The following is a 25,865-nucleotide window of genomic DNA, read 5'->3' as shown; positions in this document are numbered from 1 at the left end:
GCGAATATCCTTGCAAAAGATGGCGTTTTCTTGCGACTGTTCCAGCCGCTACAATAGCCCGCGTGATGCATGTTGTAGCCATGAAATGTGGCTTGAGGAAGCAATAAATGACGACGACACTTGAAAAAATTCAGCACCAGATCGCTGAAAACCCGATTCTGCTGTACATGAAAGGTTCGCCAAAGCTGCCGAGCTGCGGCTTTTCCGCGCAGGCTGTACAAGCGCTGTCCGCCTGCGGCGAGCGTTTCGCCTATGTGGACATTTTGCAGAACCCGGACATCCGCGCCGAGCTGCCAAAATACGCCAACTGGCCGACGTTCCCGCAGCTGTGGGTAGATGGTGAGCTGGTCGGCGGTTGCGATATCATCATCGAGATGTATCAGCGCGGCGAACTGCAGCAACTGATCAAAGAAACGGCAGAAAAGTATAAAGCGCAGGAAGACCAGCAGTCTTAATCGACGGGCTTGCGATTATCGCGTAACGGGCGGCGCCAGTGCAAACTGGGCCGCCTTTTTTGTTGGTTTTATTCGGCGAGATCGCCGGCGGGCAGCGGCCAGCCGCCGAGACGTTTCCAGCGGTTAACCAGCTCGCAAAACAGCAGGGCGGTTTGCTCGGTGTCGTACAGCGCGGAGTGCGCCTGGCTGCTGTCGAACGGCATGCCGGCGGCGATGCAGGCTTTGGCCAGCACCGTTTGCCCCAGCACCAGGCCGCTCAGCGCGGCGGTGTCGAAGGTGGCGAACGGATGGAACGGGTTGCGCTTCAGGCCGGCGCGTTCGCCCGCGGCCATCAAAAAGCTGTGATCGAAGTTGGCGTTGTGCGCCACGATAATGGCGCGATTGCAACCGCGATCCTTGAGCCCTTTGCGCACCGCTTTGAAAATGGCGTGCAGCGCGTCATATTCGCTGACCGCGCCGCGCAGCGGATTGTGCGGATCGATGCCGTTAAACGCCAGCGCTTCCGGCTGCAGGTTGGCGCCCTCGAAAGGCTCCACGTGGAAGTGCAGGGTTTCGTCCCGCTGCAGCCAGCCGTCCTCATCCATTTTCAGCGTGACGGCGGCGATCTCCAGCAACGCATCGGTATTGGCGTTGAAGCCGGCGGTTTCAACATCTATTACTACGGGGTAAAACCCACGAAAACGACCACTCAGGGCGTTAAGATCACTTTTCTCGGCCATCAGTTTCTTATCTTCATCGAATGCAGCGCGCATTATGGCAAATTTTGCGCCCGGTTGCAGGCGCTATCGCGCGGAGAATCAGCAGGGCGCCAACGCGCCCTGAAGGGGAGGCTTAGTGGCCGAGACCCTGACCGGCGTGTTTGTTTTCGATCAGCTCGATTTTGTAGCCGTCCGGATCTTCGACGAAGGCGATAACCGTGGTACCGCCTTTCACCGGGCCGGCTTCGCGGGTGACCTTGCCGCCGGCGCGACGGATGCTGTCGCAGGTGGCGGCGACGTCATCCACGCCCAGCGCCAGGTGGCCGAAGGCGGTGCCCATATCGTAGCTGTCGGTGCCCCAGTTATAGGTCAGTTCGATAACTGCGCCTTCGCTCTCTTCCGTATAGCCGACGAAAGCCAGGGAGTATTTGTACTCCGGGTTTTCGCTGGTGCGCAGCAGGCGCATGCCTAATACCTTGGTGTAGAAGTCGATGGCGCGTTGCAGGTCACCGACGCGGATCATGGTATGGAGTAAGCGCATAATTCCTCTGAATTGACTGTGCCGTGGCAGACGGCGGGTGGATTGAAGCACAAGCGAGTATAGCCTTGTCCCGCAAGGGAATTCAACGTGACGAACTGGTGACAATGTCACTTTGTGGTCTCGCGTCGAGGGTGTCTAAATATTGATCGAGTGTACCGATCGATACAGAGTAATTGATCTGCACAATCAATTATCTATTCCAGCGGCGATCGTGTAAAAATCGAACGGCAATAAAGATCAACACCAGGGAACACCGGCCCGCCTCGTGCGGGCCTTTTTGCTTTGCGCGCGACGCATAAAAAACGGCCATGCAATTGCGTGGCCGTTGGGGTCAGGACAGGTTACTTCGCCAGAAACGGATAGTCGGTATAGCCTTCGGCGCCGCCGCCGTAGAAGGTTTCCGGCTTAGGTTCGTTCAGCGGGGCGTGCTGACGGAAACGCTCGACCAGATCCGGGTTGGCGATGTAGCTGCGGCCGAAGGCCACCGCGTCGATGAAACCTTTTTCGATCAAGGCTTCGGCTTTTTCGGCGGTGTAGGCGCCGGCACCGACGATCACCCCTTTAAAGTGGGCGCGCACCGAGTCGCGGAAGGCGTCGGAATACGGTTTGCCGCCGGCCCAGTCAGGTTCGGAGATGTGCAGGTAAGCGATATTGCGCTTATTCAGCTCTTCCACCAGATACAACGCCGCTTCTTCCTGATCTTCGCCGTTGTCCAGCCCGTTGAACGGCCCCAGCGGCGAGATGCGGATACCGATGTGTTCGGCGCCCCATTCGGCGATGGTGGCGTCGACCACTTCCAGCGTCAGGCGGGTGCGATTCTCAATGTTGCCACCGTATTGATCGGTACGTTGGTTGGAAGCCGGTGACATGAACTGGTGCAGCAGATAGCCGTGGGCAGCATGCAGTTCGATGAAATCGAAGCCGGCTTCGCGCGCGTTGGCGGTTGCCTGGCGGAAATCGTTGATGATGCCCGGGATCTCGCTGGTTTCCAGCGCGCGCGGTGTGGAGGTCGGCACGCGCACCCAGGCGCCGGTTTCATCACGCACGGTGGTGCGGGTTTCGGCGTTGATGGCCGAAGGCGCGACCGGTGCTTGCCCGCCTGGCTGCAGGCTGGCGTGGGAAATGCGGCCTACGTGCCACAGCTGTACGGCGATGTGGCCGTTGTTGTCATGCACTGCCTGCGTGATGTTTTTCCATGCGGCGATCTGCTCCGGGGTATGCAGGCCCGGCGCGCCGGCGTAGCCTTTCGCCTGGAAGGAGATCTGCGTCGCTTCGGTCACGATCAGGCCGGCGCTGGCGCGCTGTGCGTAATATTCCGCCATCAGCGGCGTAGGAATATCGCCCGGCTCGATGCTGCGCAAACGCGTCAGCGGAGCCATAAACACGCGGTTGGGCAGGGTGATGGCGCCAACCTTCAGCGGAGAGAGCAATTTTTCAGTCTTCATAGTGCATCCTGTATTTAATAGACCGGTCGTCTAGTAATGGGCGATAAAAAACCATGAACTGCATTTTTTCAATAAAAATAAGTTGTTACCGTTACGGTTGCGGCGGGCGCAGCAGCAACTCGATGCTTTCCAGCGCGCTGGTCAACGGCGCCAGCGAGCGACGGATCTTGGCGCGCAGCGTGGCGCCGAGCCACAGTGAATACAGCGTTTCTGCGGTTGCCGCCGGGCTCATGGCTACCGACAGCGAGCCCTCGGCGATACCGCGCTCGATGGCCTCCTGAAGGTGCCCGATCACGCGAGCGGTGCCCGTTTCCAGCGCATGGCGCATCGGTTCCGACAGATCGCTCACCTCGGCGGAAAGCTTCACCGCCAGGCAGGCGTTGTGGCATTCGCTGCGGCAGTGGTAGCTGATAGCCTGGGCGTAATAGCCGAGCAGCTGGTGGCGGGCATCACCGCGTCTGTCGGCAAACAGCGCCTGCATTTCTGCATCATAATGCGCGAAATAGCGCTGCAGCATCGCTTCGCCGAAGGCTTCCTTCGAGCGAAAATAGTGGTAGAACGAGCCTTTCGGCACGCCCGCGGTGGCCAGCAGTTCGCTCAGCCCCATGCCGGTAAAGCCCAGGCGCAGACTGAGGGTTTCGCCGGTGGCGAGCAGATGTTCACGTGTATCCACGTTGCAATGCGTTGATTTGGTCATCATGGTGCCGAGCATAATAGACCGATTGGTCTAGGTCAATGGGAATAAAAAAACCGGCGCACAAAACGCCGGTTGTCTGCAAACTATTGTGCCCCAGCGGCACGCGAAAGTTAAGCGCTACGCCGCGTTGCGGCAGCGTTGCAGGATATCCAACTGGGATTGATATTCGCGGGTTTGTACGTTCAGCATGCCCAACAGGGTGTGGAACAGGTTGTCCTGCGAAACCTCGTCCTTTTCCGCCAGCGTATTCAGACACTGGCGATCGATGCCGAAATTGCGCTGATAGTCGGCCGACATCCACATCAGGAAAGGCACGTGCGTTTGCTGGCTCGGCGCGAAGACATAAGGCGTGCCGTGCAGATACATGCCGTTTTCCCCCAGCGATTCGCCATGATCGGACAAATAGACCAGCGCGGTATTGAAACGGTCGTCATACTGCCGCAGCAGCTTGATGGTGGCATCGAGCATCGCGTCGGTATACAGGATTGAGTTGTCGTAGGTGTTCACCAATTGTTCATGGCTGCAATCCTGGATCTGATTACTGTTGCAGGTCGGCGAAAACGCCTGGAATTCTGGCGTGCTGCGGCGGTAGTAAGCCGGGCCGTGGCTGCCCATCTGGTGCAGCACGATCACGCCGTCGTCTTTCAGGCTATTGATGTAGTCGTTCAGCTTGTACAACAGCACGTTGTCCATGCAAACCTCGCCGTCGCAGTCCTGCTGCGGTTTCAGCTTGGTCATGTCGATGTGCGGCACCCGGTCGCAGGCGCCTTTGCAGCCGCCGTCGTTATCGCGCCACAGCACATTGACGCCAGCATGCGCCAGCACGTCGAGCATGCCTTCCTGGTGCGTCGCCTGAGTCGCGTCGTACTCCTTGCGTGGCATGTTGGAGAACATGCAGGGCACGGAGATCGCCGTTTCGGTGCCGCAGGAGCTGGCGTTTTTGAAGTAGACCACGTCGTCCTGCTTCAGGCGCGGGTTGGTTTCGCGTTCATAGCCGCCGAGGGAGAAGTTTTCGGCGCGGGCGGTTTCGCCCACGACCAGGATCACCAACGTTTTCTTGGCCTGCCTGGCGATCAGCGGCCCTTTACGCGCATCTTCGCCGATCTTGACCAGCGGCAGATTGCGGGTGAAGTAACGCTGTTCGGTAAACTTGATGGTGCCGGCCACGAAGTTGGACGGCGTCAACATCTTCACCACGCTTTTATTGTTGCGGATCAGCGAAGCGTAGTCTTTGTAGAACAGCGCGGCGACGATCAGGATCACCACCAACGACAGCATGACGTTGGCGGCGCGCAGTCCGACCATGTACCACCAGGGGCGAGTTTGGCGAATTTGAGTGAAGCAGACCGCCACCGCCGGCAGAATGCCGAGCAGCGTCAGCCACAATCCCATGCGCGGCGTCAGCAGCGCGGTCGCCTCCTGAGGGTTGGTTTCGAAGGCGTTTTGCATCATGTTGCCGTCGATCACCACACCATAGCTGAACATGAAATAGTTGGCTGCGGCGCTGCCGAGCAAGAAAAAGATGATCAGCGGCTTGCGCAGGTAGGGCACGGTCAACACGCTGAAGATGATATTCAACGCACAGAAGATCACCACCGGCATGCTGGCGGCGAAAATCACGCTGTGGGCGCTATCGAAGGTGATATACGACCAGGCGCGCTGCAGGAATAAGGCGTTCTGAAATAAAGTGAAGAACAGGGCGGCGGCGAGGGTAAAACCGAGGCTGTTGCACCGTAAGCGTTGACGTAACCACATTGCCAAATCGGGATCCTGAAAGTAGATAATGCCTTGAAATCTACCGGATGAAACTTAAGAAAACCTTAGAAACTCAGATTACTGGCGGCGGAGAATACGCGGAAAACGCCAGGCCGAGCGGCCTGGCGGCGGGGCGGTTTAGTAGGCGGCGGTGAATTGCGCGCGAATAAACTGAGGCTTTTCAATCTCATCAACGATAGCGACCGCCAGGTCTTCCACCGAAATGCTGGCCGGCGCTTCGCCGTTCATCAGCAGTTGCGTGGTGCCGAGGCGGAACTGGCCGGTACGTTTGCCCGGCTCCAGCAGGGCGGCCGGCGAAAGATAGGTCCAGTCGAGTGCCGACTCGTTACGCAGTTTGTTGCGCAGATCGCGCACCGCCTGCGCGCCGGGGCGGATATTTTCCGGGAACTGCGGCGTATCCACCAGTTCAACGCCCGGCGCCACTTCCAGGCTGCCGGCTCCGCCGACCACCAACAGGCGTTTGACGCCGGCCTGCTTGACCGCGGTGAGGATCTGCTGGGCGCCGCGGGTGGTTTTCTCATACAGGTTGTCTTCGCCCCAGCCGGGGTTGTAGGCGCTGATCACCGCGTCCTGGCCGCGCAATTGTCCCGCCAGCCAAGCCGTATCGGCGACGTCGCCCAGTGCGACGGTCAGATTGGCGTGCTCCGGCAACTCTTTTTTCTGGCGCGCGATTGCCGTCACCTGAATACCGCGAGCCAGCGCTTCATCCACCACGCGGCGGCCAACAAAACCGGTTGCTCCAATAATGGCTACTTTCATCTGTATGCTCCTTCGGGGATAGGTTCAGTATCGTGAGGCAGGCCGAGGTGCCTGCCGCGTGGTTTCTACTCTAGTCCTTAACAATAGCCGTGATTAGTGCCATATTCATGCTTTCTTGATTAAGTAAAACTTCATAATCGTGGATAAACTCAATCGAATGGCGGTATTCGCCACCGTGGTGGCGGAGGGCTCGCTGGCCGGTGCGGCACGGCGGCTGGGCATGACGCAGTCGGCGGTCAGCCAGCACATGCGCTCGCTGGAGAAGGCGCTTGGGGTGCCGTTGCTGCATCGTTCCACCCGCCGTCTGGCGCTGACCGAGGCGGGAGCGGCGTTCTATCCCGGCTGCGAGGCGATGCTGCAACAGGCGCTGCAGGCGGAGCAGCGGTTGGCGGAGCTGCGGGATACGCTGGTGGGGGAGCTGCGCATCGCCACCCCGGTCGGCATCGGCGGCCGATCGCTTGCGGAGGCGTTGTCGCCGCTGTTGCAGGCGCATCCCAAGCTGACGCTGCGAGTGCTGGCGGACGATCGCATCGTCGATATGATAGAACAGCGGGTCGACATTGCGCTGCGGGCCAACCGGCAGCTGGCGGACGCCAATATGATTGCGCATCCGCTGACCGCGTGGCCGATGGTGCTGTGCGCCGCACCGCGTTACCTCAGCCAGCATGGGGTGCCGGAAAAACCGCAGGATTTGGTACAGCACCGCTGGATCTCCAGCGGCTACAGCGGGGCGCATCTGGATTTGCAGCACCAGTCCGGCCAGCAGGTCAAGCTGCGGCTGGCGGAAGGACAGATCGTCAGCGAGAGCATGAACGTGATGCGCGCCTTTACCCGCGCCGGGCTGGGCATTTCTGTTCAGCCGCTGTATGAAATTGGCGACGAACTGCAGCGCGGCGAACTGTTGCTGCTGTTGCCGGAGTGGCGGCCGGCGGCGCTGCGACTGCACGCGCTGACGCTCGAACGCAATGTGCCGGAAAAAAGCCGCCAGGCGCTGCGCTATTTGCGCGACTATTTTCGCCGCAATGGCGAAAAGGGACTTGCCAGCGGCGGCGATGGCGTCTTCAATTAGCAAGAGAACGCAGGAGGAGCCCCGTGGCGCAGCAGCTTGAGTTTTTCGACATCCCCAGCCCGTGTCGCGGCATTTGTCAGGCCGACGATCGTGGGTTCTGCCGTGGCTGCCTGCGCAGCCGCGAGGAGCGTTTCGGCTGGATGAACATGAGCGATGCGCAAAAGCGCGAGGTGCTGCGCCTGTGCCGTCAACGCTTCCTGCGGCTGCAGCGCGCCAATAAAGCGCCCGACGAGCCGCTGCCGGAGCAGCCGTCGTTGTTTTAACCTTTCCTGATCTGCCGCACGTTCGTGTGGCTTACCGCTTCCCTGTGCCTCACCGGCTTGTGTATGCTGGCTGACAACTAATGTCATGAGGTTTTCGCAATGGTAGAACGTATTCGTCTCGCGCCGCAGGGGCCTGAATTTTCCCGCATGATTTGCGGTTACTGGCGGTTGATGGAGTGGGGCATGTCACCGCAGCAGCTGCTGACGTTCATCGAACAGCATGTCGAACTGGGCGTCACCACCGCCGATCACGCCGATATCTACGGTAGCTATGCCTGCGAACAGGCGTTCGGCGACGCGCTGCGTCTGAAGCCGGCGCTACGCCAGTCGCTGGAATTGGTGACCAAGTGCGGCATCGCCACCACCGCCAAGCCCGGTAACCCGATTGGGCATTACATCACCGACCGCGATCATATCGTGCAGAGTGCGGAACAGTCGCTGCGCCATCTGCATACCGATTACCTCGATCTGCTGCTGATCCACCGCCCGGATCCGTTGATGGACGCTGACGACGTAGCCGAAGCCTTCGTTGCGTTGCACAAAAGCGGCAAGGTGCGCCATTTCGGCGTATCCAACTTTACGCCCGCGCAGTTCCAACTGCTGCAGTCGCGTCTGCCGTTCACGCTGGCGACCAACCAGGTGGAGATCTCGCCGATTCACCAACCGGCCATTCTCGACGGCACGCTCGACCAGTGCCAGCAGCTGCGCATCAAACCGATGGCCTGGTCCTGCCTGGGCGGCGGCCGCCTGTTCAACGACGCCGAGTTTCAGCCGCTGCGCGACGAGTTGCAGTGGGTGGCGCAAGAGATCGGCGCGGAGACCATCGAGCAGGTGGTGTACGCCTGGGTGATGCGCCTGCCGTCGTCGCCGTTGCCAATCATCGGCTCCGGCAAGATTGAGCGGGTGCGTTCGGCGCTGAAGGCGCAGAAACTGGTGCTGAGCCGCCAGCAGTGGTTCCGCATTCGCAAGGCGGCGCTGGGGTATGACGTGCCTTAAGGCGGGCAGAAAGAGGAAAGCCGGGCGGCGAAAGCGCCCGGCTTTTTTTATGCCGATCTTTAGGCCAACACCACCTGATCGGTGCTGATGTGATCGAGCGAGACGCCGATCAGCGTGACCTGGCTGTGGCCGAAGGCCAGCACCAGATCGTCGTTTTGCTGCGTGGCGTAGTCGCGGATATTGCCGCTGGCGCCTTCGGTGCCGATAAACACCAGTTTATCGCTGGCGTTGAAGCCATACAGCTGGTCGCGGCCGAAATCGCCGCTGAACAGGAAGGTGTTGCCGTTGCCGACGCCCTTCAGGATGTCATCGCCGCTGCCGCCGACGAAGGTCAGGTTGCCGCCGGCGTGGCCGATCAGCGTATCGTTGCCGGCGTTGCCGAACAGCCAGGCGTCGTGGCTGCGAGCCTGCAGGACGTCATCGCCGTCGCCGCCGGTGGCGGCGGCGGCATAGGCTTTGAGGCCTGAGTCCGATTTCAATCCGGCGGCGGTTACCTGATGATCCACTTCTTTGTTGAAGATAAGCCAGGAGGTTTCTTTGCTGCGCAGGGTGCTGATGTCGTCCGCCAGCGTAATGCCGCCCTTGGCGTCGCGCAGGTAAAGCGTGTTGCCGTCGTAGGCGACCTCGGTATTCTTCAACGCCTGCTGGGTATCGAAGATATTGTGGCCTTTGCCGCCGGCGATCAGGTTATAGCCGCCGGCGTCGCGGAAGATATCGTCGCCGTCGCGGCCCTCGAGATAATCGTTGCCTTTGCCGCCCTTGATCAAATCATTGCCGTCGCTGCCGATGATAAACGTCGGCCCGCTGTGCGTTTCCGCGTTGCGGTTCAGGTCTTCCACCCAGGTATTGCCGCGCGTGACGTTCGACAGGTTGGAGACGATAATGGTCGAGTCCTTGTCGGTCAGCGAATAAAACTCGGAGTTCAGCACCCGCATCAGGCCGTCCTGATAGAAGAACGGCAGGTGCGACAGCCAGGTCGGAATGTTGAGAATGGAAAACGGCAGCAGGTTCCAGGCGTCCGACGCGTAGTGATCGTTGAAGTTAACGATATTGTTGGTGGCGGAGGTATGCGGCGCATCGTGCACGCCTAACGACGCCCCGGTCAGCGAGGTGCCGTCGAGCGCGCGGAACACCGGATCGTTCTCGTAGCCGATGTTGATCACCTTGCCGCCGTTTTCGTACTGGGTCGGCGAGGCGAAGGCGACATAGTTGGACTGCGCGTAGAAGCCGCCCCAGTTGGCGTCGCTCTGCGCCGCCATGCTGTTGACCGCCAGCCCGCCGAGGCTGTGGCCGCTGACCACCACGTCCTCGCCGCTCAGCCCGTGGGCCTGCGCGAATTTCGCCACGTCGCCCAGCAAGTTGCCGAACGCCTTCAGCGTATAGCCGTCGGCGTAGCCTTTCGGCCCGAACCCGGCCAGCAGATCGTTAATCACATCGCCGATGGTATCGCCGATCAACGACTCGCGCGGGCCGCTGGTGCCGCGAAATGAGATGCCAATGGCGGTGAGATTGCCTTCGCTGTCATATTTGCCCAGCACTTCGGCCTGCGCGGTGGTGTAACCGGCGGTCTCGCCGTAGTAGGTGCCGCGCGCATCGGTTTTGCCGGCGTAACCCAGCTGCGCGGCGCTGATCACCGACCAGCCGGCATTGTTCACTGCGTCCTGCGCGGCCTGTTCGGAGTCGGGGTTCCAGGGGAGACCGGGCAGGCCGCCCTGCGACTGGGTGCTACCGATGAGCGCCGTGATCAGCGTCAGCGGCAGACCGAGCCCGAAACCGGTCTGGTGATAGCCTTCATCGAAGCCGTTATCGATATTGTGGTAAGCGTAGGTAGAGATGGCCAAGGCGTCGGAAAACAGCGCCTTTGACGCGTTTTCGTCCAGATCCTTATAGCTAAAGATGCCCATATCAGTTCCTTATGAAGTATGCCGCCTGGCCGGGAAGTGAACTCTCGCGCGTCGGCGGTGGAAACAGGGAAACAACGTTAGCCGAACGACAGCTGGTCAGAGGACCAACATCGGTAGAATTATTATTGGTGCTAAATATTAGGCCCGCGAATCAAATTGGCGAGATTGTGCGTTGGTTAACAGTGCTGGCGTTGGCTCTCCTATACTGATAACTCGATATAGTCATTAAGGAGACTGATTGATGAAACGTTATTGGTATGCGGCGCTTGGCCTGATGGCCTGCGGGGTCGCTCAGGCGGCGACGGTCGACGTTGAGATGAATTTGGTGACCGGGCAGGGTATCGGTCAGGATATCGGCAAAGTGGCCATCAGCGAAACGCCTTACGGCTTACTGTTCACGCCGAGCCTGAAAGCCTTGCCGGTCGGGGTGCACGGTTTCCATGTGCATGAGAAAGGCAGCTGCGAGCCGGGCATGAAGGACGGCAAGGCGGTGGCGGCGCTGGCGGCTGGCGGGCATTTTGATCCGCAAAAAACCGGGAAACACCTCGGACCCTATGCCGACGGGCATCTGGGCGATTTGCCGGCCATCTATGTAACCGCCGACGGCATGGCGAACGATCCGGTGTTGGCGCCGCGGCTGAAAAAAATCAGCGAAATTGAGGGCAAGGCGCTGATGGTGCACGCCGGCGGCGATAACCACTCGGATCATCCACAGCCGCTCGGCGGCGGCGGTGCGCGCTTCGCCTGCGGCGTGATCAAGTGATCACCCGCCGCTAACGGCCGGTGCGGCGGCGGACTGGCCCATCGCCTGTTGCAACTGCTGCAGCGAGCAGTAGAGCCGCCAAATCAGGCCGGCCAGATCGCGCGCCGCCTGTTCCGGGTGGTGCGCCAGGGCGTTGCTCATGCGCAGCAATTCCTGCAGCGTGGCGTCCAGCGAACTGTGCTGCACGCCTTTCTCCGTCATGATGCCGCGCAGGCAGTGGATACAGACGTTGCGCACCGCCGACAGCGGATCTGAGCGGGTTTGCCAGTCGCGCAGTTGCCAGACGATATGGCTGCAGTTGAGCAGCACCACGCCCCAGCGCAGCAACCAGGTGCGCGCCTCCTGATCCTGACTTTGATTGAGCTGGCTGATGCGATGGTAGATCAGCGATTCGAACTGGCTTTCGTTCTGCTGCGGCCGTTTGCTCAACTGATCGATAAAGTCGCGCCGCAGCGCGCGGATAATGCGGCGGCTTTTGCGTTTGTCCGAGCTGGGACGCAGGATCTGAAACGCCAGCCCGGCCAGCAGCACGCCGACGACTTTAGCGATGTTGTCATTGATAAAGGACTGGTAGTCATAGCTCGGCGGATTGCTGACGGTCAGAAACGAGCCCATAAAGACGATCAGCTGCCCCCAAAGCGCGGCATAAGGCGGGTTCTGCAGCTTGAACATCTGCATGGTCACCAGGATCGGGAACAGGAAGGCGCAGAACACCCAGAAATCGTCAATCTGGATCATCAAACCGAATTTCACCACGAAGCAGGCGACCGAGAGCAGCAGCACCGCCTTGAGCAAGGTGCTGACGCTGTTGATCGGCGAAGGCGTGGAAGAGTAGAGCACGCAGCTGATGGCGGTGAGCGTCAGCGCCGCGCTGCCGGCGTCCCATTGCGTGTTGATCCAGTAGGCGCAGCCGATCACGATGCACAAAAAGGTGCGCAGGCCGTTGTAGGCGGCTTCATAGCTGTCGGTATGGCGCGCCAGCGAAGTGGCGCGCGGCGGTTGGAGATCGCTGACCGCCGTGGCGCTTTCCAACCGCCGCAGCCAGCGGCTGCAGCGCAGGTAAAGCCAACAGAAATCGCGCAACCGCAGCCAGAAGGCGCGATGGCGATAGTCCGCGGGATCGTGCGGCGCGATCTGCTGGAGCAGGCGCGCCAAGCGATATTTATCGGTGGCGGGATCGCGCAGCTCGTCCAGCAGTTGCGTCAGCACCGGCATCAGATTGACGGGGCGATCCGGCCAGTTCAGCAGCATGCGGCGCAGGCTGGAGATGACGCTGGTAATGCGCAGCTGCTGGTGCAGCAGATAGTTGAGCAGGTTATTTTGCCGCCGCAGCCGGTAGTGGCTCCAGAATGCCTGAATGCGCAGCAGGTTCATGGTCAGGATCTGGCCGATGACCCCTTCGTGCGAGGTGCGCATCTGCGCGGTGACCTCCGGCTGCCACAGCATGGCGGCGTGCTCCAGCAGGCGCAGTTGCATGCGCCGCAGCGAGGTCAGCAGGGCTTCGCCGTCGGAGGTGCTGGGCAGGATCATCATCATCAACCCGCCGCACAGAATGCCGGTGATCACTTCGCAAACCCGCGCCTGGGCGATGTCGAAGATCTGCTGGGTATCGGTGACGTTGACCGTGCCGAAGGCGATGATGGCGGCGGTATAGCCCGCCAGCGCGAAGGCATAAGAGACGTTGTTTTGGTAATGGTTGGAGACGTAGGTGCATAGCCCGATCCAGGCGGCGATGAACAGCGTAAACAGCCAGGGATCGTTCAGGCAGTGCCCGGCGATCGCCACCGAGGCGGCGGCGCCCACCAGGCTGCCGAAGATGCGGCCGATGCTTTTGCTGATCACGCCGCCGATGGTGGGGAAGCTCACCACCGCGGCGGAGGTGAGCGCCCAATAGGGTTCGTCGAGCTCGAGCACGAACGCGACCCACAGCGCCAGACACATCGCCAGCGAGTTGCGCAGCGCATAGCGCCATTGGCCGCCGGTCGCCTTACCCCAGGGGGTACGGCTCCACTCCAGAAAGGGCAGGTTCACACTTTAGTTCCGCTGATGAATCGAAATGGTGCAGGTTGTGCCGGCAACCAGCGTCAAATCGGCGGGCACGTTGAGCAATTTTATCCGCACCGGCACGCGCTGAGCCAAACGCACCCAGGGAACATTAGGCTTAACGTCCATTAATAGATCGTTGTTGCTGTCAACGCTCTGATCGTAAATGGCACGGCCGATACTCTCTACTTCCCCCTGCAGCGGGGTGTTGCCGTTATATAAGACAATATCGGCTTTATTGCCTTCTTTTATATGTTTCAGCTTGGTTTCTTCGAAATAACCGAGTACATAAAACGAATGGACATCCACCAGCGCGACCAAAGGCGTGCCGGCGTTGGCGTAGTTCCCGATCCGCGCCTGCAGATTGGTGATATAACCGTCGGTCGGCGCGTAAATTTTGGTTTTGCTCAAATTCCATTTGGCCTGTTCCAAGTTGGCCAGGGCGGCTTTATAGGCGGCCTTCATTGCCTGAGCGGCTAAATTGGACTCATCCAAATCTTCAGCGGAAATAACGTTGCGCGGCAAGCCGCGGCGGCGGGCAGCCTCGTGGTCTGCTTTGGCCAGATCCGATTGCGCTTTTGCCACCGCGGCCTCGGCATTGTCCAGCGCGATCTGGTAGGGCACCGGGTCGAGGGTAAAAATCAGACTTCCCGCAGGTACGAACTGATTGTCATTCGCGCTTATTTTCTCTAATCTTCCAGAGACTTCAGGGGTGATATTGACGAGTTCGGCGCGCACTTTTCCATCACGGGTCCATGGGGATTGCATATAATAATTCCAGAGCCACCAACCGGCGCAGACGGCAATGGCGCAGACGATCACCGTAGAGAAGTATTTTAATGTTTTATGCTGCATGGGTTACCAACTCGCTAAAATCCATAAGGAACCGCTGACGGTCAGAACGAAAATGGACAGGTCCATCAACATGGGATGCCAGATTTCACCGGAATACATCCAGTCTCTCAGCAGTTGATGAATCAGCAGCCATAAGACGAGTCCTAGTAAAAAAGCTTTAAATATAGGTGGAAAATAAAGCGATGCCCCCAGGACCAAATCGGGTAAGGGGGATGAGGTGTGTAACCATGATGTATTCACATTAACAATCCCTAAGGGTGAATATGTTGAATATTTGCATAACGATTAAACGATAACGGCCGAAAATAGTGGCTATTTCCACAATATACATTATATACATTTGTGTTTTTAATGTGAGTTACCCAAAATAGTCTAAACTCTGGGAGGTAATGTTAGCATGCTAATTATAAGGAGGGGGAAGTGGAGTCAACATTAGGTTCAGATTTAGCACGATTAGTTCGTGTTTGGCGCGCGCTCATCGATCATCGGCTCAAGCCGTTGGAGCTGACCCAAACGCACTGGGTCACTTTGCACAATATCAATCGTTTGCCGCCGGAGCAGTCGCAAATCCAGTTGGCCAAGGCGATCGGTATCGAGCAACCGTCACTGGTTCGCACGCTGGACCAATTGGAGGAGAAGGGGCTGATCACGCGTCACACCTGTGCCAACGATCGCCGCGCGAAGCGCATCAAGCTGACCGAAGCGGCCGATCCGATCATCAGGGAAGTGGACAGTGTGATCACGTCTACACGCAGTGAGATTTTAAGCGGCATTACCGCCGACGAAGTGCATCTGTTGGTAGGGCTGATTGGCAAGTTAGAACAAAATATCACCGAACTGCAGAACAAATAATAATATTCTTATTTTCTACGATTACAGTTTCACAGCATCAGAAATAAAACCGGAGGCGATTGCCTCCGGTTTGCCGTTTGTCGCCGACTGACTTACAGCGGGGAAACGGTGATGGTGTCGCCCATGCGCGCCATGCGCACACGCTGGCCAGGGCTGAACTTGCTGTCGCCCGCTTTCTGTACCACCACGATGTTCTCTTTCTGGTCGGTCTTGATTTCCAGCTCGTAGCCGGAGGTACGACCGGCCACTTCACCGATGCTGTTACCTGCCGCGCCGCCGGCAATAGCGCCCGCCGCGGTAGCCAGCGTACGACCGGTGCCGCCGCCAACGGTGTTGCCCAACAGCCCGCCAATCACCGCGCCGCCGATCATCCCCATGGCGTTGGAGCCTTCGCCGCCCTGAATTTTAACCGGACGCACGGAAACCAGCGTCCCGTAGGTGACGGTCTGTACCTGCTTGGCCTGCGAGGACGAGTAGACATCGCCGGACATGGATTCATTGGCACAGCCGGCCAGCGTAACGGCGGCGACGGCGACGACGAGAAGACGCTTGATCATATAAAACTCCTGATGGTAGTAGTCCATAGCCTGGCAATGCTCACCAGGCAAGATTCAGTGAAAATGATAGACAAAGTATGGCTGAAAGTTGACACACCGCCATGCTTCATCGCTGCATGCAGCTTAACTTTTCTCTGTTCAACCAATAATAAACCGCGGTTTACCTTTATGACAGCCTTGGCGACATTCCGTCGCCTGTTATGGCACGGTTTAACACATAGCCCGTGCCACAGCGGCGCCAGAAGGCATCTGGCTCACGGTGCGTAAAAAAAGCATCATAATTCATGGCGTTAATCCGGCAATTCTGGTTTATTTGTCAGGATAAATTTTGCTTACTGCGCGGGTTAGAGGATGTTGCTATGAAGTCAGGCCGCTATATAGGCGTCATGTCCGGCACCAGTCTGGACGGAATCGATGTGGTATTGGCCGCGATCGACGATCGCATGGTGGCGCAGCAGGCCAGCTATAGCCATCCGATGCCGATGGCGTTGAAAAAAGAGATCCTGGGGATGTGCCAGGGGCAGCAAACTACGTTGGCCGCCGTCGGCCGGCTGGACGCGCAGTTGGGTACGCTGTTCGGCGAGGCGGTGCTCGGCCTGCTAAAGCAAACCGGCATCGACGCGGAGCAGGTCACCGCCATCGGTTGCCACGGGCAGACGGTGTGGCACGAGCCGGAAGGCGACGCGCGTTTCTCGATGCAGCTCGGCGATAACAACCGCATCGCCGCGCTGACCAATATCACCACCGTCGGCGATTTCCGCCGGCGCGACATGGCGTACGGCGGGCAGGGCGCCCCGCTGGTGCCGGCGTTTCATCAGGCGCTGCTGGGGCATCCCGTCGAGCGGCGCATGGTGCTAAACGTCGGCGGCATCGCCAACCTTTCTCTGCTGTTGCCCGGTACGGCGGTACGCGGTTTCGATACCGGGCCGGGCAACATGCTGATGGACGCCTGGGTGTGGCGCCACCGCGCGCAGCCTTATGATCAGGACGGCGGCTGGGCGATGCAGGGGCGAGTCTGCTTGCCGTTGTTGCAGCAGATGCTGGCGGATCCGTACTTCGCGCAGCCGGCGCCGAAAAGCACCGGCCGCGAGTATTTCAATATCGCTTGGCTGGAGCGGCAGCTGGCCGGATTGCCGGCGATGGCGCCGGTCGACGTTCAGGCCACGCTCACGGAACTGACCGCCGTCAGCATCAGCGAACAGGTGCAGCTGGCCGGCGGGTGCGAACGTCTGTTGGTGTGCGGCGGCGGGGCGCGCAACACGCTGCTGATGGCGCGTTTGTCGGCGCTGCTGCCGGGCACGGAAGTTGGGCTGACCGACGATTTCGGCGTCAGCGGTGACGACATGGAGGCGTTGGCCTTTGCCTGGCTGGCCTTCCGTACGCTGTCCGGCCAGGCCGGCAACCTGCCTTCGGTAACCGGCGCCAGCCGTGAAACGGTGCTGGGTGGGATTTATCCGGTTTTGCCATTGGGGGGCCGTTAGCTCTGTTAGGATAGCCGGTGAAGGATTTTTCTAAGGAGCAACAGCATGAAAAAAGTCATTTTCGTCGCCGGCGCGCTGGCGCTGTCCGGCTGCAGTTACATCCTGCCGCAGAGCAGCCAGACGATGCACTATCAGTGTGGCACCACGCCGCTGACGGTGGCGCTCGACGGCAAGGCGAGTGAAGTCAGCCTGCTGATGGATGGCGAGCAGCTGCATCTTAAGCAGGTGCTGGCGCTGACCGGCGCCAAATACAGCGACGGCAAATACACTTTTTGGTCGAAAGACCGTAACGCCTATCTTGAGCGCAACGGCAAGGTAGTCATGAGCGACTGCGTGTTGACGGAGTGAGGGTTGACGGCGGCGTCGGAGCGATTGAGTTCCTGACGCCGCAGGCGCAGAATGTAACGACGGATTTTTTCAGTTGGTCGATAACCCAGATGATTGAAAAGAATGAGTTTGATGTTGCGGACCTGCGCCGTGAATACACCCGGGGCGGCCTGCGCCGCAACGATCTGACCGCCAGCCCGCTCGAACTGTTCGAACGTTGGTTGAAACAGGCCTGCGACGCGCGCCTGGCGGATCCCACCGCCATGTGCGTCGCGACCGTCGACGAACACGGCCAGCCTTATCAACGCATCGTGCTGCTGAAGCATTTCGATGAGCAGGGGCTGGTGTTCTACACCAACCTCGGCAGCCGCAAGGCGCAACAGCTGGCGCACAACCCGCATATCAGCCTGCTGTTCCCCTGGCACATGCTCGATCGCCAGGTGATTTTCCTCGGCCAGGCGGAGCGTCTGTCGACGCTCGACGTGCTGAAGTATTTCAACAGCCGGCCGAAGGACAGCCAGATCGGCGCCTGGGTCTCGCAGCAATCGTCGCGCATTTCCGCGCGCGGCGTGCTGGAGAGCAAATTCCTCGAGCTGAAGCAGAAGTTCCAGCAGGGCGAGGTGCCGTTGCCGAGTTTCTGGGGCGGATTCCGCGTGAAATTCGACTCCGTCGAGTTCTGGCAGGGGGGCGCCCATCGCCTGCATGACCGTTTCCTGTATCAGCGGGACGGGAATGACTGGAAAATTGACCGACTGGCACCCTGAAGGCGGAAAATCCTCTCTAAGCGCTGGTGCTGATGCCGCCGGCGCTTTATTCTATGCGTTACCCTGAATTTTTATTTCGCCACTGGGCGAAAGGCCGTGTACCGGCAAAGGTGCATTCGTTTATACATGGAGTCATTGATGGCAAGCAGCAACTTGATTAAACAACTGCAAGAGCGGGGCCTCGTTGCCCAGGTTACGGATGAGGAAGCGTTAGCGGAGCGACTGGCGCAAGGGCCAATTGCACTGTATTGCGGTTTCGATCCGACCGCTGACAGCTTGCATTTGGGCCATCTGGTTCCTCTGTTGTGCCTGAAGCGCTTCCAGCTGGCCGGCCACAAGCCGGTAGCGTTGGTGGGCGGCGCCACTGGCCTCATCGGCGATCCGAGCTTCAAAGCGGCGGAGCGCAAGCTGAACACCACCGATACGGTGAACGAGTGGGTCGAGAAGATCCGCAAACAGGTTTCCCCGTTCCTCGATTTCGACTGCGGCAGCAACAGCGCTATCGCGGCCAACAACTACGACTGGTTCGGCGGCATGAACGTGTTGACCTTCCTGCGTGACATCGGCAAGCACTTCTCCGTTAACCAGATGATCAACAAGGAAGCGGTCAAGCAGCGTCTGAATCGCGACGACTCCGGCATCTCCTTCACCGAGTTCTCTTATAACCTGCTGCAGGGCTACGATTTCTCCGAGCTGTATAACCGCCACCAGGTGGAGCTGCAGATCGGCGGTTCCGATCAGTGGGGCAACATCACCTCGGGTATCGATCTGACGCGCCGTCAGCATCAGAAGCAGGTGTTCGGCCTGACCGTGCCGTTGATCACCAAAGCCGACGGCACCAAGTTCGGTAAAACCGAGGGCGGCGCGGTCTGGCTGGCGCCGGAAAAAACCAGCCCGTACAAGTTCTACCAGTTCTGGATCAACACCGCCGACGCCGACGTCTACCGCTTCCTGAAGTTCTTCACCTTCATGAGCCTGGAAGACATCAACGCGCTGGAAGAAGAAGACAAGAACAGCGGTAAGGCGCCGCGCGCCCAATACGTGCTGGCGGAAGAAGTGACCGGCATGGTGCACGGTGCGGAAGGCCTGGCGGCCGCCAAGCGCATCACCCAGAGTCTGTTCTCCGGTGCGCTGCACAACATGACCGAGGCGGACTTCGCCCAGCTGGCGCAGGACGGCATGCCGACCATCAAACTGGATCGCGACGCCGATCTGCAGCAAGCGCTGGTGAATGCCGAACTGGTGCCGTCACGCGGCCAGGCGCGCACCATGATCGGCTCCAACGCGGTAACCATCAACGGCGAGAAGCAGTCCGATGCCGAATACCGCTTCAGCGATTCAGACCGTCTGTTCGGCCGCTACACGCTGTTGCGTCGCGGCAAAAAGCATTACTGCCTGGTGGATTGGCAGTAAATAAAATAGTCCCATATGAATGGCCCGAAATATTTCCGGGCCATTTTTTTAAGCAAAATAGTCCGGCGCAAAACCGTTAAGATCAATTGTAGGAGCTTGATAATGAAGAGTATTTGCTAATGAATAGATATTTTCATTTGCGATAGAAAAAACAGTATCATTTTCGTCGAATTTCTGATTGTGGTTTTTGTCGATAATAACATAGATGTTGTCACCCATTCCCACTGCGCCCACCTCAGCTAAACTATTTTCACTGGCACCTTTGGTGATTTTTGACATTGCCTTGGCTAAAACATCAAACGCACGATCAGTGTTATTTATTGCCAATGAATTAAATAACGTATTAATTTGATTAGGTTGACTAATGTTACCATAAATTTCAATGTTACCTTTTTCATTCGGCCCAAAATTCCACTTTCTATCAGCTGACCCAGCATGTATTTGATCGTAACTGTATCTATTTAAGGTGACCAAATTCTCTATATTACTATTTTCGAAGGATACGTTTCGCACGCCAGTTGTTGAGTTTCCAATGATTGTATTGCCATGTACCGTAAAGTTACCGCCGTTGAAGGTTTCTATATCCAATAAGTTACCAAAAAGACTGCTAATGACATGCTCGTAAGGGGATATGTTGTTTAGAGAAGACAGAAGCGAATAGAAAGCGCCACCACCACTACCACCTTTCTCGAGGAAAAGATCAATGACGGCATTGTGGCGTGGATCATTTTCAGGTAATTCTATGGATTGCAGCGTATCACTAAAATCCTCTTTAATGGTTAGGTATAGTCGTGTACTGGCGGTAACTGTGATATTTGATATATTGTTATCGCTTCCCCCGAGTGAAATTGTATTTATTGTGTTTCCACTTGACTCTAATTTCAGACTTTCTTGTGTCGTTTTATCTTGACTAATTATATTTATTTCTCCTGCATTAATCCATCCGCCATTATTAGCGCCTATGTTGATTTTGAAAGCATCATCGACGAGGTGTTTTGCCATTTCAAGCGTCAATTTACTGCTAGCAGAGGCATCCCCATTTATCGTAAGCATACTGGACCAACTGGTATTAATTACCTTTACATCATCAGCCATACCGGACAAGATTAATCCCGAAGAGCCAGTGGCTTTACCTCCATCGGTAGGTGTTTTCGGTAGTTCACCTTGAGCCAGAATCTTTATTGGCTGAGGATAAGTGCCATAGACCTTGGCAGTTTGGTTTAATAGACCGAAATCAAAAATATTTTTTCCCTCGGTTGAGATTAACTCACCGTTAAGATAGATGTTTCCTGTACCACGATAACCACCAAGTTCTATACCGCCAAAATACAAAAACTGATTTATATTACTTATAATTTCGGCGTCATATCCATTGCCGCCGTTAGATGTCAAGTATACGTTTTTGCTGATAAAATTAGCAGAAATACTGCTCTGCGAAGAAGAAGACTTGGCTAAAAACGTTGCCAGAAACTCTTTATCGATAGCGTTTGCTCCCCCTGCAATACTATTGCCATTCCATAGCAATCGAGTGAGTTCGTTTCCACTGAGACTCATATTTATTTTCGAGTCGGCAATATTGAGTTGATCGGCTATCAATCGGCTACTGGCAAGTTCGGTGAGCTCAATGATATTGTCTGCATTTAACAGATTGTTTTTGTTGAGGTAAAGAGTTATCGATCTTCCACTCAATGAGTTAATAACAATGGCATTGGCGGCGTAATCGCCTTGTAATGTTAAGTTTTTTAATGATTTTGCAAATCTAAGATCGATTGCGCTGGCATAATTAACATCCAGAGAAGCAGAGTTAAGGACGCCAATTTCGGCATGTGATAATCTATGAATGCTCCCTGAGTTAATATCGCCAATCAATGCGCCGTCTCGATCCAGTGTGATTTTTCCATTCTCCTGGTAACCTAATTTTTCGCCTATCTGTTGTTCAAGTGTGGCAATGTCTTTGGTTAGCGGGAGAGGGCCATCATTCAATGGTGATTTCCCATTGCGATATGCCTCTATAATATTTAATGTCGCCTGTAAGGCGTTGTTCTCCGCTTGTTGCAATATAACGTTTTTTTGCTCATTAGTTAAAGCTTGGCCATATAGTTTGATATAAAGTGAACTAAAATCTGAGGCGGAACTAAAATGTGAGGTAGACTGCGTAAGAAGTGTCAATAATGCTAGTTCAGATTTTCCACTGTCTAACATTCTACTAAAACTGTCAAGTCCTCTGGCATCTAATCCGGTAGTTGTCGTCAGTAATTGGAATAATACCGCTACATTTTCTTGCATCTTTAATGGCGTGAATTCTCCAGAGCCATAGACGTGCGTGGCTTTTAGAAAGTTTTGTTTGGCAATACTGTTATCTACATCATTGCGAACGTCGGTCATTAAACGGATGATGACGTCGCCTCGTGTTTCGCTATTGTTATTTAGACCTGAGGTGTATTTAGCTACGGTTGTAGTATCGGGGGTTAAGTCGTAAATGCACTTGTATATTCTCTTGACGAATTCGTCATTATTCAATGAAAGCAACCATGCTCGTGATTCTACAAAGTTATTAGCGACATAATTAACACTAACCCGTCCATCCGCAATAGCCTTGCTCCAATAATTGACGCCATCAGCATTAAATAGACTGCCAATAGTATAATAAATCCCTTGTACGTCAGCTGCAGCACTAGTAGCCGAGGTCGCTGGTGTTGGATATAGCGTAGCGTTAATAGTCTCGAACATGTGTTTTTGCTGAGCTGTTGTAGTGGGGTCGTTGCCGATGTAATGACGAGTGTCGTTAATTAAGTTACTGACTAACTGACCTAAAGAGAGTCCCGCGTTGACTTGATTGACTAACAAGTCCAACTTGGTCGGTGAAGGAGATTGGCCGGTCGCATTATGATAGATATATTCTACTTTTTGCACAGTAGTTAAGCCGTTATAGCGAAGATGGCCACTGGGAGAGTCAATAAGCTGGTTAGCCAAATATACATTGTCGTATAACGCTTTCTCGATTTGCCTTGTAAAGTATGTCAATTCTTGGTTGTCTGCATATCGGCCCATGATTGCATAGAAAATAATGGCTGTATCTTGTTGTAATGAAATGAAATTCATTTTTCCTCCCCAAATGCAAGACTCAGTGAACTTTAAGTACAGCCAAGAATGACAAAAAAGCAAATCGGTTGTTTTGAGTGCACATACGCCGTTGGTACGGTTACCTGTAGGATATGCGCTTTTTTTGCCGATGTGTTTTCGCTACAATATGCCGCCGTCGAAAGCATAAAAATTCCTCTTATTTCTTGTTTTTAACAGCGCCGGCATGACGTTTTCGCGTTGTGCACCCATTATCATTTCGCCGCGGGCTGATGCACACGGCATGGCGAGGTCAGTTGTTCCGATGAAAAACATTCTTTCTATCCAGTCGCACGTGGTGTTTGGTCACGCCGGCAACAGTGCGGCTGAATTTCCGATGCGCCGCATGGGCGTCAACGTCTGGCCGCTGAACACGGTACAGTTCTCCAACCATACGCAATACGGCCAGTGGACCGGCTGCGTCATGCCGGCCAATCACCTGACCGAGATCGCGCAGGGCATCGCCAATATCGATCAACTGAAGCGCTGTGATGCGGTGTTGAGTGGCTATATCGGTTCGCCGGAGCAGGGCGACCATATTCTGGAGATCGTGCGCCAGGTTAAGCAGGCGAACCCGAATGCCTGGTATTTCTGCGATCCGGTGATGGGACATCCGGAAAAAGGCTGCATCGTGGCGCCGGGCGTGGCCGAGTTTCACTGCCGCCAGGCGTTGCCGTGCAGCGACATGATGGCGCCGAACTTGCTGGAGTTGGAGATGCTGAGCCAGATGGCCGTCGCCAACGTGGCCGATGCGGTGCAGGCCGCCCGCGCGCTGATCGCCAAAGGGCCGCGGCTGGTGCTGGTCAAGCATCTGGCCCGGGCCGGCTATCACGCCGACTGTTTTGAAATGCTGCTGGTGACGGCGGACGAAGCCTGGCACATCAGCCGGCCGCTGGTGGACTTCGGGGCGCGTCAGCCGGTCGGCGTCGGCGATTTGACCAGTGGTCTGCTGCTGGTGGATCTGCTGAAGGGCGAGGCGCTGGATAAAGCGCTGGAGCACGTGACCGCCGCCGTGTATGAGGTGATGCTGACCACGCAGGCGATGGAAGAATACGAGCTGCAAGTAGTGGCGGCGCAGGATCGGATCGTGCAACCGCGCAGCGAATTCAAAGCGGTAAAACTGTAAGCGGCATCGGGCCCCGGCGAGAGCCGCCGGGGCTGAACCTTACTTCAATCCTTCGGCGTTCAGCGCCGCATCTACCGCCGGGCGTGCCGCAACGCGATCGAACCAGGCCGCCAGATGGGCGTGCTTGCGCACATCGAACTGCAGGGCGAATGCCCAGCGCAGCACGGTGAACAGGTAGGCGTCGGCCACGCTGAAACGGCTTCCCAACAGGAAGTGCTGCTTCGCCAGTACCGAATCCAGATAGCTGAACTGCTGCTCCAGCCTGGCGCGCGCGATGGTTTTATATTCCTCGGGCGTTTTCGGGTTGAACAGCGGGCTGAACCCTTTGTGCAGCTCGGTGGCGACGTAGTTCAGCCATTCGATCGCGTGGTAGCGCGACAGGGTGCCCGCCGCCGGGATTAGGTTGCGATCCGGCACACGGTCCGCCAGATATTGCACGATCGCCACGCCTTCGGTCAGCAGGCTGCCGTCATCCAGCAGCAGCGCCGGGACCTGTCCCTTGGGGTTGATGGCGAGGTAATCGGCGCCGCTCTCGGTTTTCTTCTGCGCCAGATCGACCTTCTCCGCCGTAAAATCCAGCCCTGCCTCACGCAGCACGATATGCGGGGACAGCGAACAGGCGCCGGCTTTATAGAACAGTTTCATCGGAAGCTCCTTGTTGATGACGAATGACGGGCATGCTTAACCACTCATCGTAGTCCCATAGCACCAAAATTACAGCGGCTTAGCTAACAAATTTAACCGACGATCGCCTCGGCGGGCTGCAGCTGCGCCAGCGTCGCGGCGATCTGCTGCTGCAGCGCCGGCGGCGCCACCTGCATCGGCGAACGCAACTCGTTGGCGATCAGCCCCTGCTGGGCCAGCACCGTCTTGACCGGCGCCGGATTCGGGAAGCTGAACATCTGGTGGATCATCGGCAGCAGCTCATAGAAGTTGCTGCGTGCCGCAGCCAGATCGCCGGCGGCGACCTGCTGCACCAGCTGGACGAAACGTTCCGGGTGAACATGCGCGGCGGCGGAGATGGCGCCGGTGCCGCCGAGGCACAGCGTGGTGAGGATCAGATTGTCTTCTCCGGTCATCACATCGATTTCGCCATCGGCGATCAGCGCCATGGTGGTGTCAGGGTTGCCGCCGCAGTCCTTGATGGCGGTGATGCGCGGATGGCGTGCGAGCCGGCGCAGCGTGGCCAGCTCCATGACGATGCCGGTGCGCTGCGGAATGTTATACAGGATCACCGGCACGGTGGAGGCGTCGGCCAACTGGGTAAAATAGTCGATCAGGCCGCATTGCGAAGGGCGGATGTAGTAAGGCGCCGGGATCAGCACGCCGGCGATGTCGCGCAGCTGAATGGCCTGCTGCATTTGCAGCGTGGCGGCCATGTTATTGCCGGAAAGGCCCATCACCACCTGGCGTGCAGGCGCCACTTCCAATACGGCGTCGAGCACCGCCAGCTGTTCTTCTTTGCTCAGCGCGGCGGCTTCACCGGTGGAGCCGCAGACCACCAGACCATCGATGCCGGCGTCGAGCAGGTGCCGCGCCAGGCGTTGCACCGCCGGCAGATCGACGGCATCGTGATTGAAAGGGGTAACCATCGCCACCCAAATACCCGAAAATGAGGCCATAAAATATTCCTTCTGTGTGACCGACAGAGAAGCCAGATGAGAAAATTGAAGGCGGGGCGTTGCGTGCCATCCAGTCAGCTCATCTGACGGGACAGCGCGCCCCGGTCAAATGAGCGTCTGTTTCTTCGATGTAACCGCCGCCAAACCGCCAAGGGGCAACGCAGGCGTCATCAGAATATCAGCGTTGCGTGGGTAGGCCATGGCAGTCTCGCGAAAAGGGGAAGTGGGGTGATAATGAATATTCTTCATCAGGCTGTCAATTTACAACAGATTGATAACATTGTTATTCATGATTCGCCGGTGAGGATGAGTTTGGCTAATAAATAAAAATCCCCGCCG

The 25,865-nt window shown here is 57.1% G+C and carries 25 protein-coding genes; 11 read left to right on the top strand and 14 right to left on the bottom strand.

Annotation, left to right across the window (positions count from 1 at the left end):
• Nucleotides 1-107: 107 nt before the first annotated feature.
• On the top strand, nt 108-455 hold the full coding sequence (locus JL05_RS17550) for a Grx4 family monothiol glutaredoxin (RefSeq protein WP_004931329.1): 348 nt from the start codon (nt 108-110) through the stop codon (nt 453-455).
• 68 nt (nt 456-523) lie between these two features.
• Here the strand turns inward: JL05_RS17550 and rnt are convergent, their stop codons facing one another.
• The 6 genes from rnt to JL05_RS17520 form a co-directional block, all read right to left on the bottom strand.
• The gene (rnt, locus tag JL05_RS17545; protein ID WP_033633185.1) at nt 524-1,207 is read right to left on the bottom strand and encodes a ribonuclease T; all 684 of its coding nucleotides are present in this window, start codon (nt 1,205-1,207) and stop codon (nt 524-526) included.
• 79 nt (nt 1,208-1,286) lie between these two features.
• Nucleotides 1,287-1,694 (bottom strand): lactoylglutathione lyase, encoded by a 408-nt coding sequence (gene gloA, locus JL05_RS17540; RefSeq protein ID WP_004931325.1) that lies wholly within the window; start codon nt 1,692-1,694, stop codon nt 1,287-1,289.
• Nucleotides 1,695-2,035: 341 nt separating this feature from the next.
• Nucleotides 2,036-3,139, bottom strand: a complete 1,104-nt coding sequence (locus tag JL05_RS17535) for an alkene reductase (RefSeq protein WP_033633184.1) — start codon at nt 3,137-3,139, stop codon at nt 2,036-2,038.
• 91 nt (nt 3,140-3,230) lie between these two features.
• Nucleotides 3,231-3,851 (bottom strand): TetR/AcrR family transcriptional regulator, encoded by a 621-nt coding sequence (locus JL05_RS17530; protein WP_033633183.1) that lies wholly within the window; start codon nt 3,849-3,851, stop codon nt 3,231-3,233.
• Nucleotides 3,852-3,953: 102 nt separating this feature from the next.
• Nucleotides 3,954-5,591, bottom strand: a complete 1,638-nt coding sequence (gene eptA / locus JL05_RS17525; protein WP_033633182.1) for a phosphoethanolamine transferase EptA — start codon at nt 5,589-5,591, stop codon at nt 3,954-3,956.
• 138 nt (nt 5,592-5,729) lie between these two features.
• Nucleotides 5,730-6,371 carry an NAD(P)-dependent oxidoreductase gene (locus JL05_RS17520; RefSeq protein WP_033633181.1) on the bottom strand — a complete coding sequence of 214 codons (642 nt, stop codon included), beginning with the start codon at nt 6,369-6,371 and terminating at the stop codon, nt 5,730-5,732.
• Nucleotides 6,372-6,510: 139 nt separating this feature from the next.
• Here JL05_RS17520 and JL05_RS17515 point away from each other — a divergent pair, with 139 nt between their 5' ends.
• The 3 genes from JL05_RS17515 to JL05_RS17505 all read left to right on the top strand — a co-directional run bounded on the left by JL05_RS17515 (nt 6,511) and on the right by JL05_RS17505 (nt 8,699).
• The gene (locus JL05_RS17515) at nt 6,511-7,440 is read left to right on the top strand and encodes a LysR substrate-binding domain-containing protein (RefSeq protein WP_193786318.1); all 930 of its coding nucleotides are present in this window, start codon (nt 6,511-6,513) and stop codon (nt 7,438-7,440) included.
• A gap of 23 nt (nt 7,441-7,463) precedes the next feature.
• Entirely contained in the window at nt 7,464-7,703 is a 240-nt protein-coding gene (locus tag JL05_RS17510) for a DUF1289 domain-containing protein (protein WP_015377731.1), read from the top strand.
• A gap of 99 nt (nt 7,704-7,802) precedes the next feature.
• On the top strand, nt 7,803-8,699 hold the full coding sequence (locus JL05_RS17505) for an aldo/keto reductase (RefSeq protein ID WP_033633178.1): 897 nt from the start codon (nt 7,803-7,805) through the stop codon (nt 8,697-8,699).
• Nucleotides 8,700-8,758: 59 nt separating this feature from the next.
• On the opposite strand, the gene JL05_RS17500 is transcribed toward JL05_RS17505, so the two are convergent.
• Nucleotides 8,759-10,603, bottom strand: a complete 1,845-nt coding sequence (locus JL05_RS17500; protein WP_033633177.1) for a polyurethane esterase — start codon at nt 10,601-10,603, stop codon at nt 8,759-8,761.
• Nucleotides 10,604-10,844: 241 nt separating this feature from the next.
• Between JL05_RS17500 and sodC the strand changes: the two genes are divergently transcribed.
• Nucleotides 10,845-11,366, top strand: coding sequence for a superoxide dismutase family protein (gene sodC / locus JL05_RS17495; RefSeq protein ID WP_033633176.1), 522 nt, complete (start codon nt 10,845-10,847; stop codon nt 11,364-11,366).
• Here sodC and JL05_RS17490 read toward each other — a convergent pair whose 3' ends face one another.
• The 3 genes from JL05_RS17490 to JL05_RS24950 are packed head-to-tail and all read right to left on the bottom strand — an operon-like array spanning nt 11,367 to nt 14,504.
• Nucleotides 11,367-13,397, bottom strand: a complete 2,031-nt coding sequence (locus JL05_RS17490) for an FUSC family protein (RefSeq protein ID WP_033633175.1) — start codon at nt 13,395-13,397, stop codon at nt 11,367-11,369.
• 3 nt (nt 13,398-13,400) lie between these two features.
• On the bottom strand, nt 13,401-14,264 hold the full coding sequence (locus JL05_RS17485; RefSeq protein WP_033633174.1) for an efflux RND transporter periplasmic adaptor subunit: 864 nt from the start codon (nt 14,262-14,264) through the stop codon (nt 13,401-13,403).
• A gap of 3 nt (nt 14,265-14,267) precedes the next feature.
• Nucleotides 14,268-14,504, bottom strand: a complete 237-nt coding sequence (locus tag JL05_RS24950; protein ID WP_004931303.1) for a DUF1656 domain-containing protein — start codon at nt 14,502-14,504, stop codon at nt 14,268-14,270.
• Between the two features lie 180 nt (nt 14,505-14,684).
• On the opposite strand from JL05_RS24950, the gene slyA reads away from it, so the two are divergent.
• A complete protein-coding gene (gene slyA, locus JL05_RS17480; protein ID WP_004931301.1) occupies nt 14,685-15,116 on the top strand; it encodes a transcriptional regulator SlyA in 432 nt (143 codons plus the stop codon).
• A gap of 92 nt (nt 15,117-15,208) precedes the next feature.
• Here slyA and JL05_RS17475 read toward each other — a convergent pair whose 3' ends face one another.
• Nucleotides 15,209-15,673, bottom strand: coding sequence for an outer membrane lipoprotein (locus JL05_RS17475; protein ID WP_004931299.1), 465 nt, complete (start codon nt 15,671-15,673; stop codon nt 15,209-15,211).
• 359 nt (nt 15,674-16,032) lie between these two features.
• On the opposite strand from JL05_RS17475, the gene anmK reads away from it, so the two are divergent.
• From anmK to tyrS, 4 genes are all read left to right on the top strand, one after another.
• A complete protein-coding gene (gene anmK, locus JL05_RS17470; RefSeq protein WP_033633173.1) occupies nt 16,033-17,154 on the top strand; it encodes an anhydro-N-acetylmuramic acid kinase in 1,122 nt (373 codons plus the stop codon).
• Nucleotides 17,155-17,199: 45 nt separating this feature from the next.
• The gene (locus tag JL05_RS17465; RefSeq protein ID WP_004931294.1) at nt 17,200-17,502 is read left to right on the top strand and encodes an MliC family protein; all 303 of its coding nucleotides are present in this window, start codon (nt 17,200-17,202) and stop codon (nt 17,500-17,502) included.
• An 89-nt stretch (nt 17,503-17,591) separates the two neighbouring features.
• Nucleotides 17,592-18,245 carry a pyridoxamine 5'-phosphate oxidase gene (pdxH, locus tag JL05_RS17460; protein ID WP_004931292.1) on the top strand — a complete coding sequence of 218 codons (654 nt, stop codon included), beginning with the start codon at nt 17,592-17,594 and terminating at the stop codon, nt 18,243-18,245.
• Nucleotides 18,246-18,383: 138 nt separating this feature from the next.
• On the top strand, nt 18,384-19,658 hold the full coding sequence (tyrS, locus tag JL05_RS17455) for a tyrosine--tRNA ligase (protein WP_033633171.1): 1,275 nt from the start codon (nt 18,384-18,386) through the stop codon (nt 19,656-19,658).
• Between the two features lie 48 nt (nt 19,659-19,706).
• On the opposite strand, the gene JL05_RS17450 is transcribed toward tyrS, so the two are convergent.
• On the bottom strand, nt 19,707-22,760 hold the full coding sequence (locus JL05_RS17450) for a hypothetical protein (RefSeq protein WP_033633170.1): 3,054 nt from the start codon (nt 22,758-22,760) through the stop codon (nt 19,707-19,709).
• A gap of 283 nt (nt 22,761-23,043) precedes the next feature.
• Between JL05_RS17450 and pdxY the strand changes: the two genes are divergently transcribed.
• Entirely contained in the window at nt 23,044-23,904 is an 861-nt protein-coding gene (gene pdxY, locus JL05_RS17445) for a pyridoxal kinase PdxY (protein ID WP_033633169.1), read from the top strand.
• 39 nt (nt 23,905-23,943) lie between these two features.
• On the opposite strand, the gene gstA is transcribed toward pdxY, so the two are convergent.
• On the bottom strand, nt 23,944-24,549 hold the full coding sequence (gene gstA / locus JL05_RS17440; protein WP_033633168.1) for a glutathione transferase GstA: 606 nt from the start codon (nt 24,547-24,549) through the stop codon (nt 23,944-23,946).
• 92 nt (nt 24,550-24,641) lie between these two features.
• Nucleotides 24,642-25,526, bottom strand: a complete 885-nt coding sequence (gene dapA, locus JL05_RS17435) for a 4-hydroxy-tetrahydrodipicolinate synthase (RefSeq protein ID WP_033633167.1) — start codon at nt 25,524-25,526, stop codon at nt 24,642-24,644.
• Nucleotides 25,527-25,865 lie beyond the last annotated feature (339 nt).

Source organism: Serratia nematodiphila DZ0503SBS1, from assembly GCF_000738675.1.
Classification (GTDB): Bacteria; Pseudomonadota; Gammaproteobacteria; order Enterobacterales; family Enterobacteriaceae; genus Serratia; species Serratia nematodiphila.
The sequence above is the reverse complement of the archived record's forward strand: the minus strand, read 5'-3'. Positions and strand labels throughout refer to the sequence as shown.

Excerpts from the sequence above, each read along its gene's own strand:
- JL05_RS17550 (WP_004931329.1), top strand. The coding sequence starts at position 108 with ATGACGACGACACTTGAAAAAATTCAGCACCAGATCGCTGAAAACCCG.
- rnt (WP_033633185.1), bottom strand. The coding sequence starts at position 1,207 with ATGCGCGCTGCATTCGATGAAGATAAGAAACTGATGGCCGAGAAAAGT.
- gloA (WP_004931325.1), bottom strand. The coding sequence starts at position 1,694 with ATGCGCTTACTCCATACCATGATCCGCGTCGGTGACCTGCAACGCGCC.
- JL05_RS17535 (WP_033633184.1), bottom strand. The coding sequence starts at position 3,139 with ATGAAGACTGAAAAATTGCTCTCTCCGCTGAAGGTTGGCGCCATCACC.
- JL05_RS17530 (WP_033633183.1), bottom strand. The coding sequence starts at position 3,851 with ATGCTCGGCACCATGATGACCAAATCAACGCATTGCAACGTGGATACA.
- eptA (WP_033633182.1), bottom strand. The coding sequence starts at position 5,591 with ATGTGGTTACGTCAACGCTTACGGTGCAACAGCCTCGGTTTTACCCTC.
- JL05_RS17520 (WP_033633181.1), bottom strand. The coding sequence starts at position 6,371 with ATGAAAGTAGCCATTATTGGAGCAACCGGTTTTGTTGGCCGCCGCGTG.
- JL05_RS17505 (WP_033633178.1), top strand. The coding sequence starts at position 7,803 with ATGGTAGAACGTATTCGTCTCGCGCCGCAGGGGCCTGAATTTTCCCGC.
- JL05_RS17500 (WP_033633177.1), bottom strand. The coding sequence starts at position 10,603 with ATGGGCATCTTTAGCTATAAGGATCTGGACGAAAACGCGTCAAAGGCG.
- sodC (WP_033633176.1), top strand. The coding sequence starts at position 10,845 with ATGAAACGTTATTGGTATGCGGCGCTTGGCCTGATGGCCTGCGGGGTC.
- JL05_RS17485 (WP_033633174.1), bottom strand. The coding sequence starts at position 14,264 with ATGCAGCATAAAACATTAAAATACTTCTCTACGGTGATCGTCTGCGCC.
- JL05_RS17475 (WP_004931299.1), bottom strand. The coding sequence starts at position 15,673 with ATGATCAAGCGTCTTCTCGTCGTCGCCGTCGCCGCCGTTACGCTGGCC.
- anmK (WP_033633173.1), top strand. The coding sequence starts at position 16,033 with ATGAAGTCAGGCCGCTATATAGGCGTCATGTCCGGCACCAGTCTGGAC.
- JL05_RS17465 (WP_004931294.1), top strand. The coding sequence starts at position 17,200 with ATGAAAAAAGTCATTTTCGTCGCCGGCGCGCTGGCGCTGTCCGGCTGC.
- pdxH (WP_004931292.1), top strand. The coding sequence starts at position 17,592 with ATGATTGAAAAGAATGAGTTTGATGTTGCGGACCTGCGCCGTGAATAC.
- tyrS (WP_033633171.1), top strand. The coding sequence starts at position 18,384 with ATGGCAAGCAGCAACTTGATTAAACAACTGCAAGAGCGGGGCCTCGTT.
- JL05_RS17450 (WP_033633170.1), bottom strand. The coding sequence starts at position 22,760 with ATGAATTTCATTTCATTACAACAAGATACAGCCATTATTTTCTATGCA.
- pdxY (WP_033633169.1), top strand. The coding sequence starts at position 23,044 with ATGAAAAACATTCTTTCTATCCAGTCGCACGTGGTGTTTGGTCACGCC.
- gstA (WP_033633168.1), bottom strand. The coding sequence starts at position 24,549 with ATGAAACTGTTCTATAAAGCCGGCGCCTGTTCGCTGTCCCCGCATATC.
- dapA (WP_033633167.1), bottom strand. The coding sequence starts at position 25,526 with ATGGCCTCATTTTCGGGTATTTGGGTGGCGATGGTTACCCCTTTCAAT.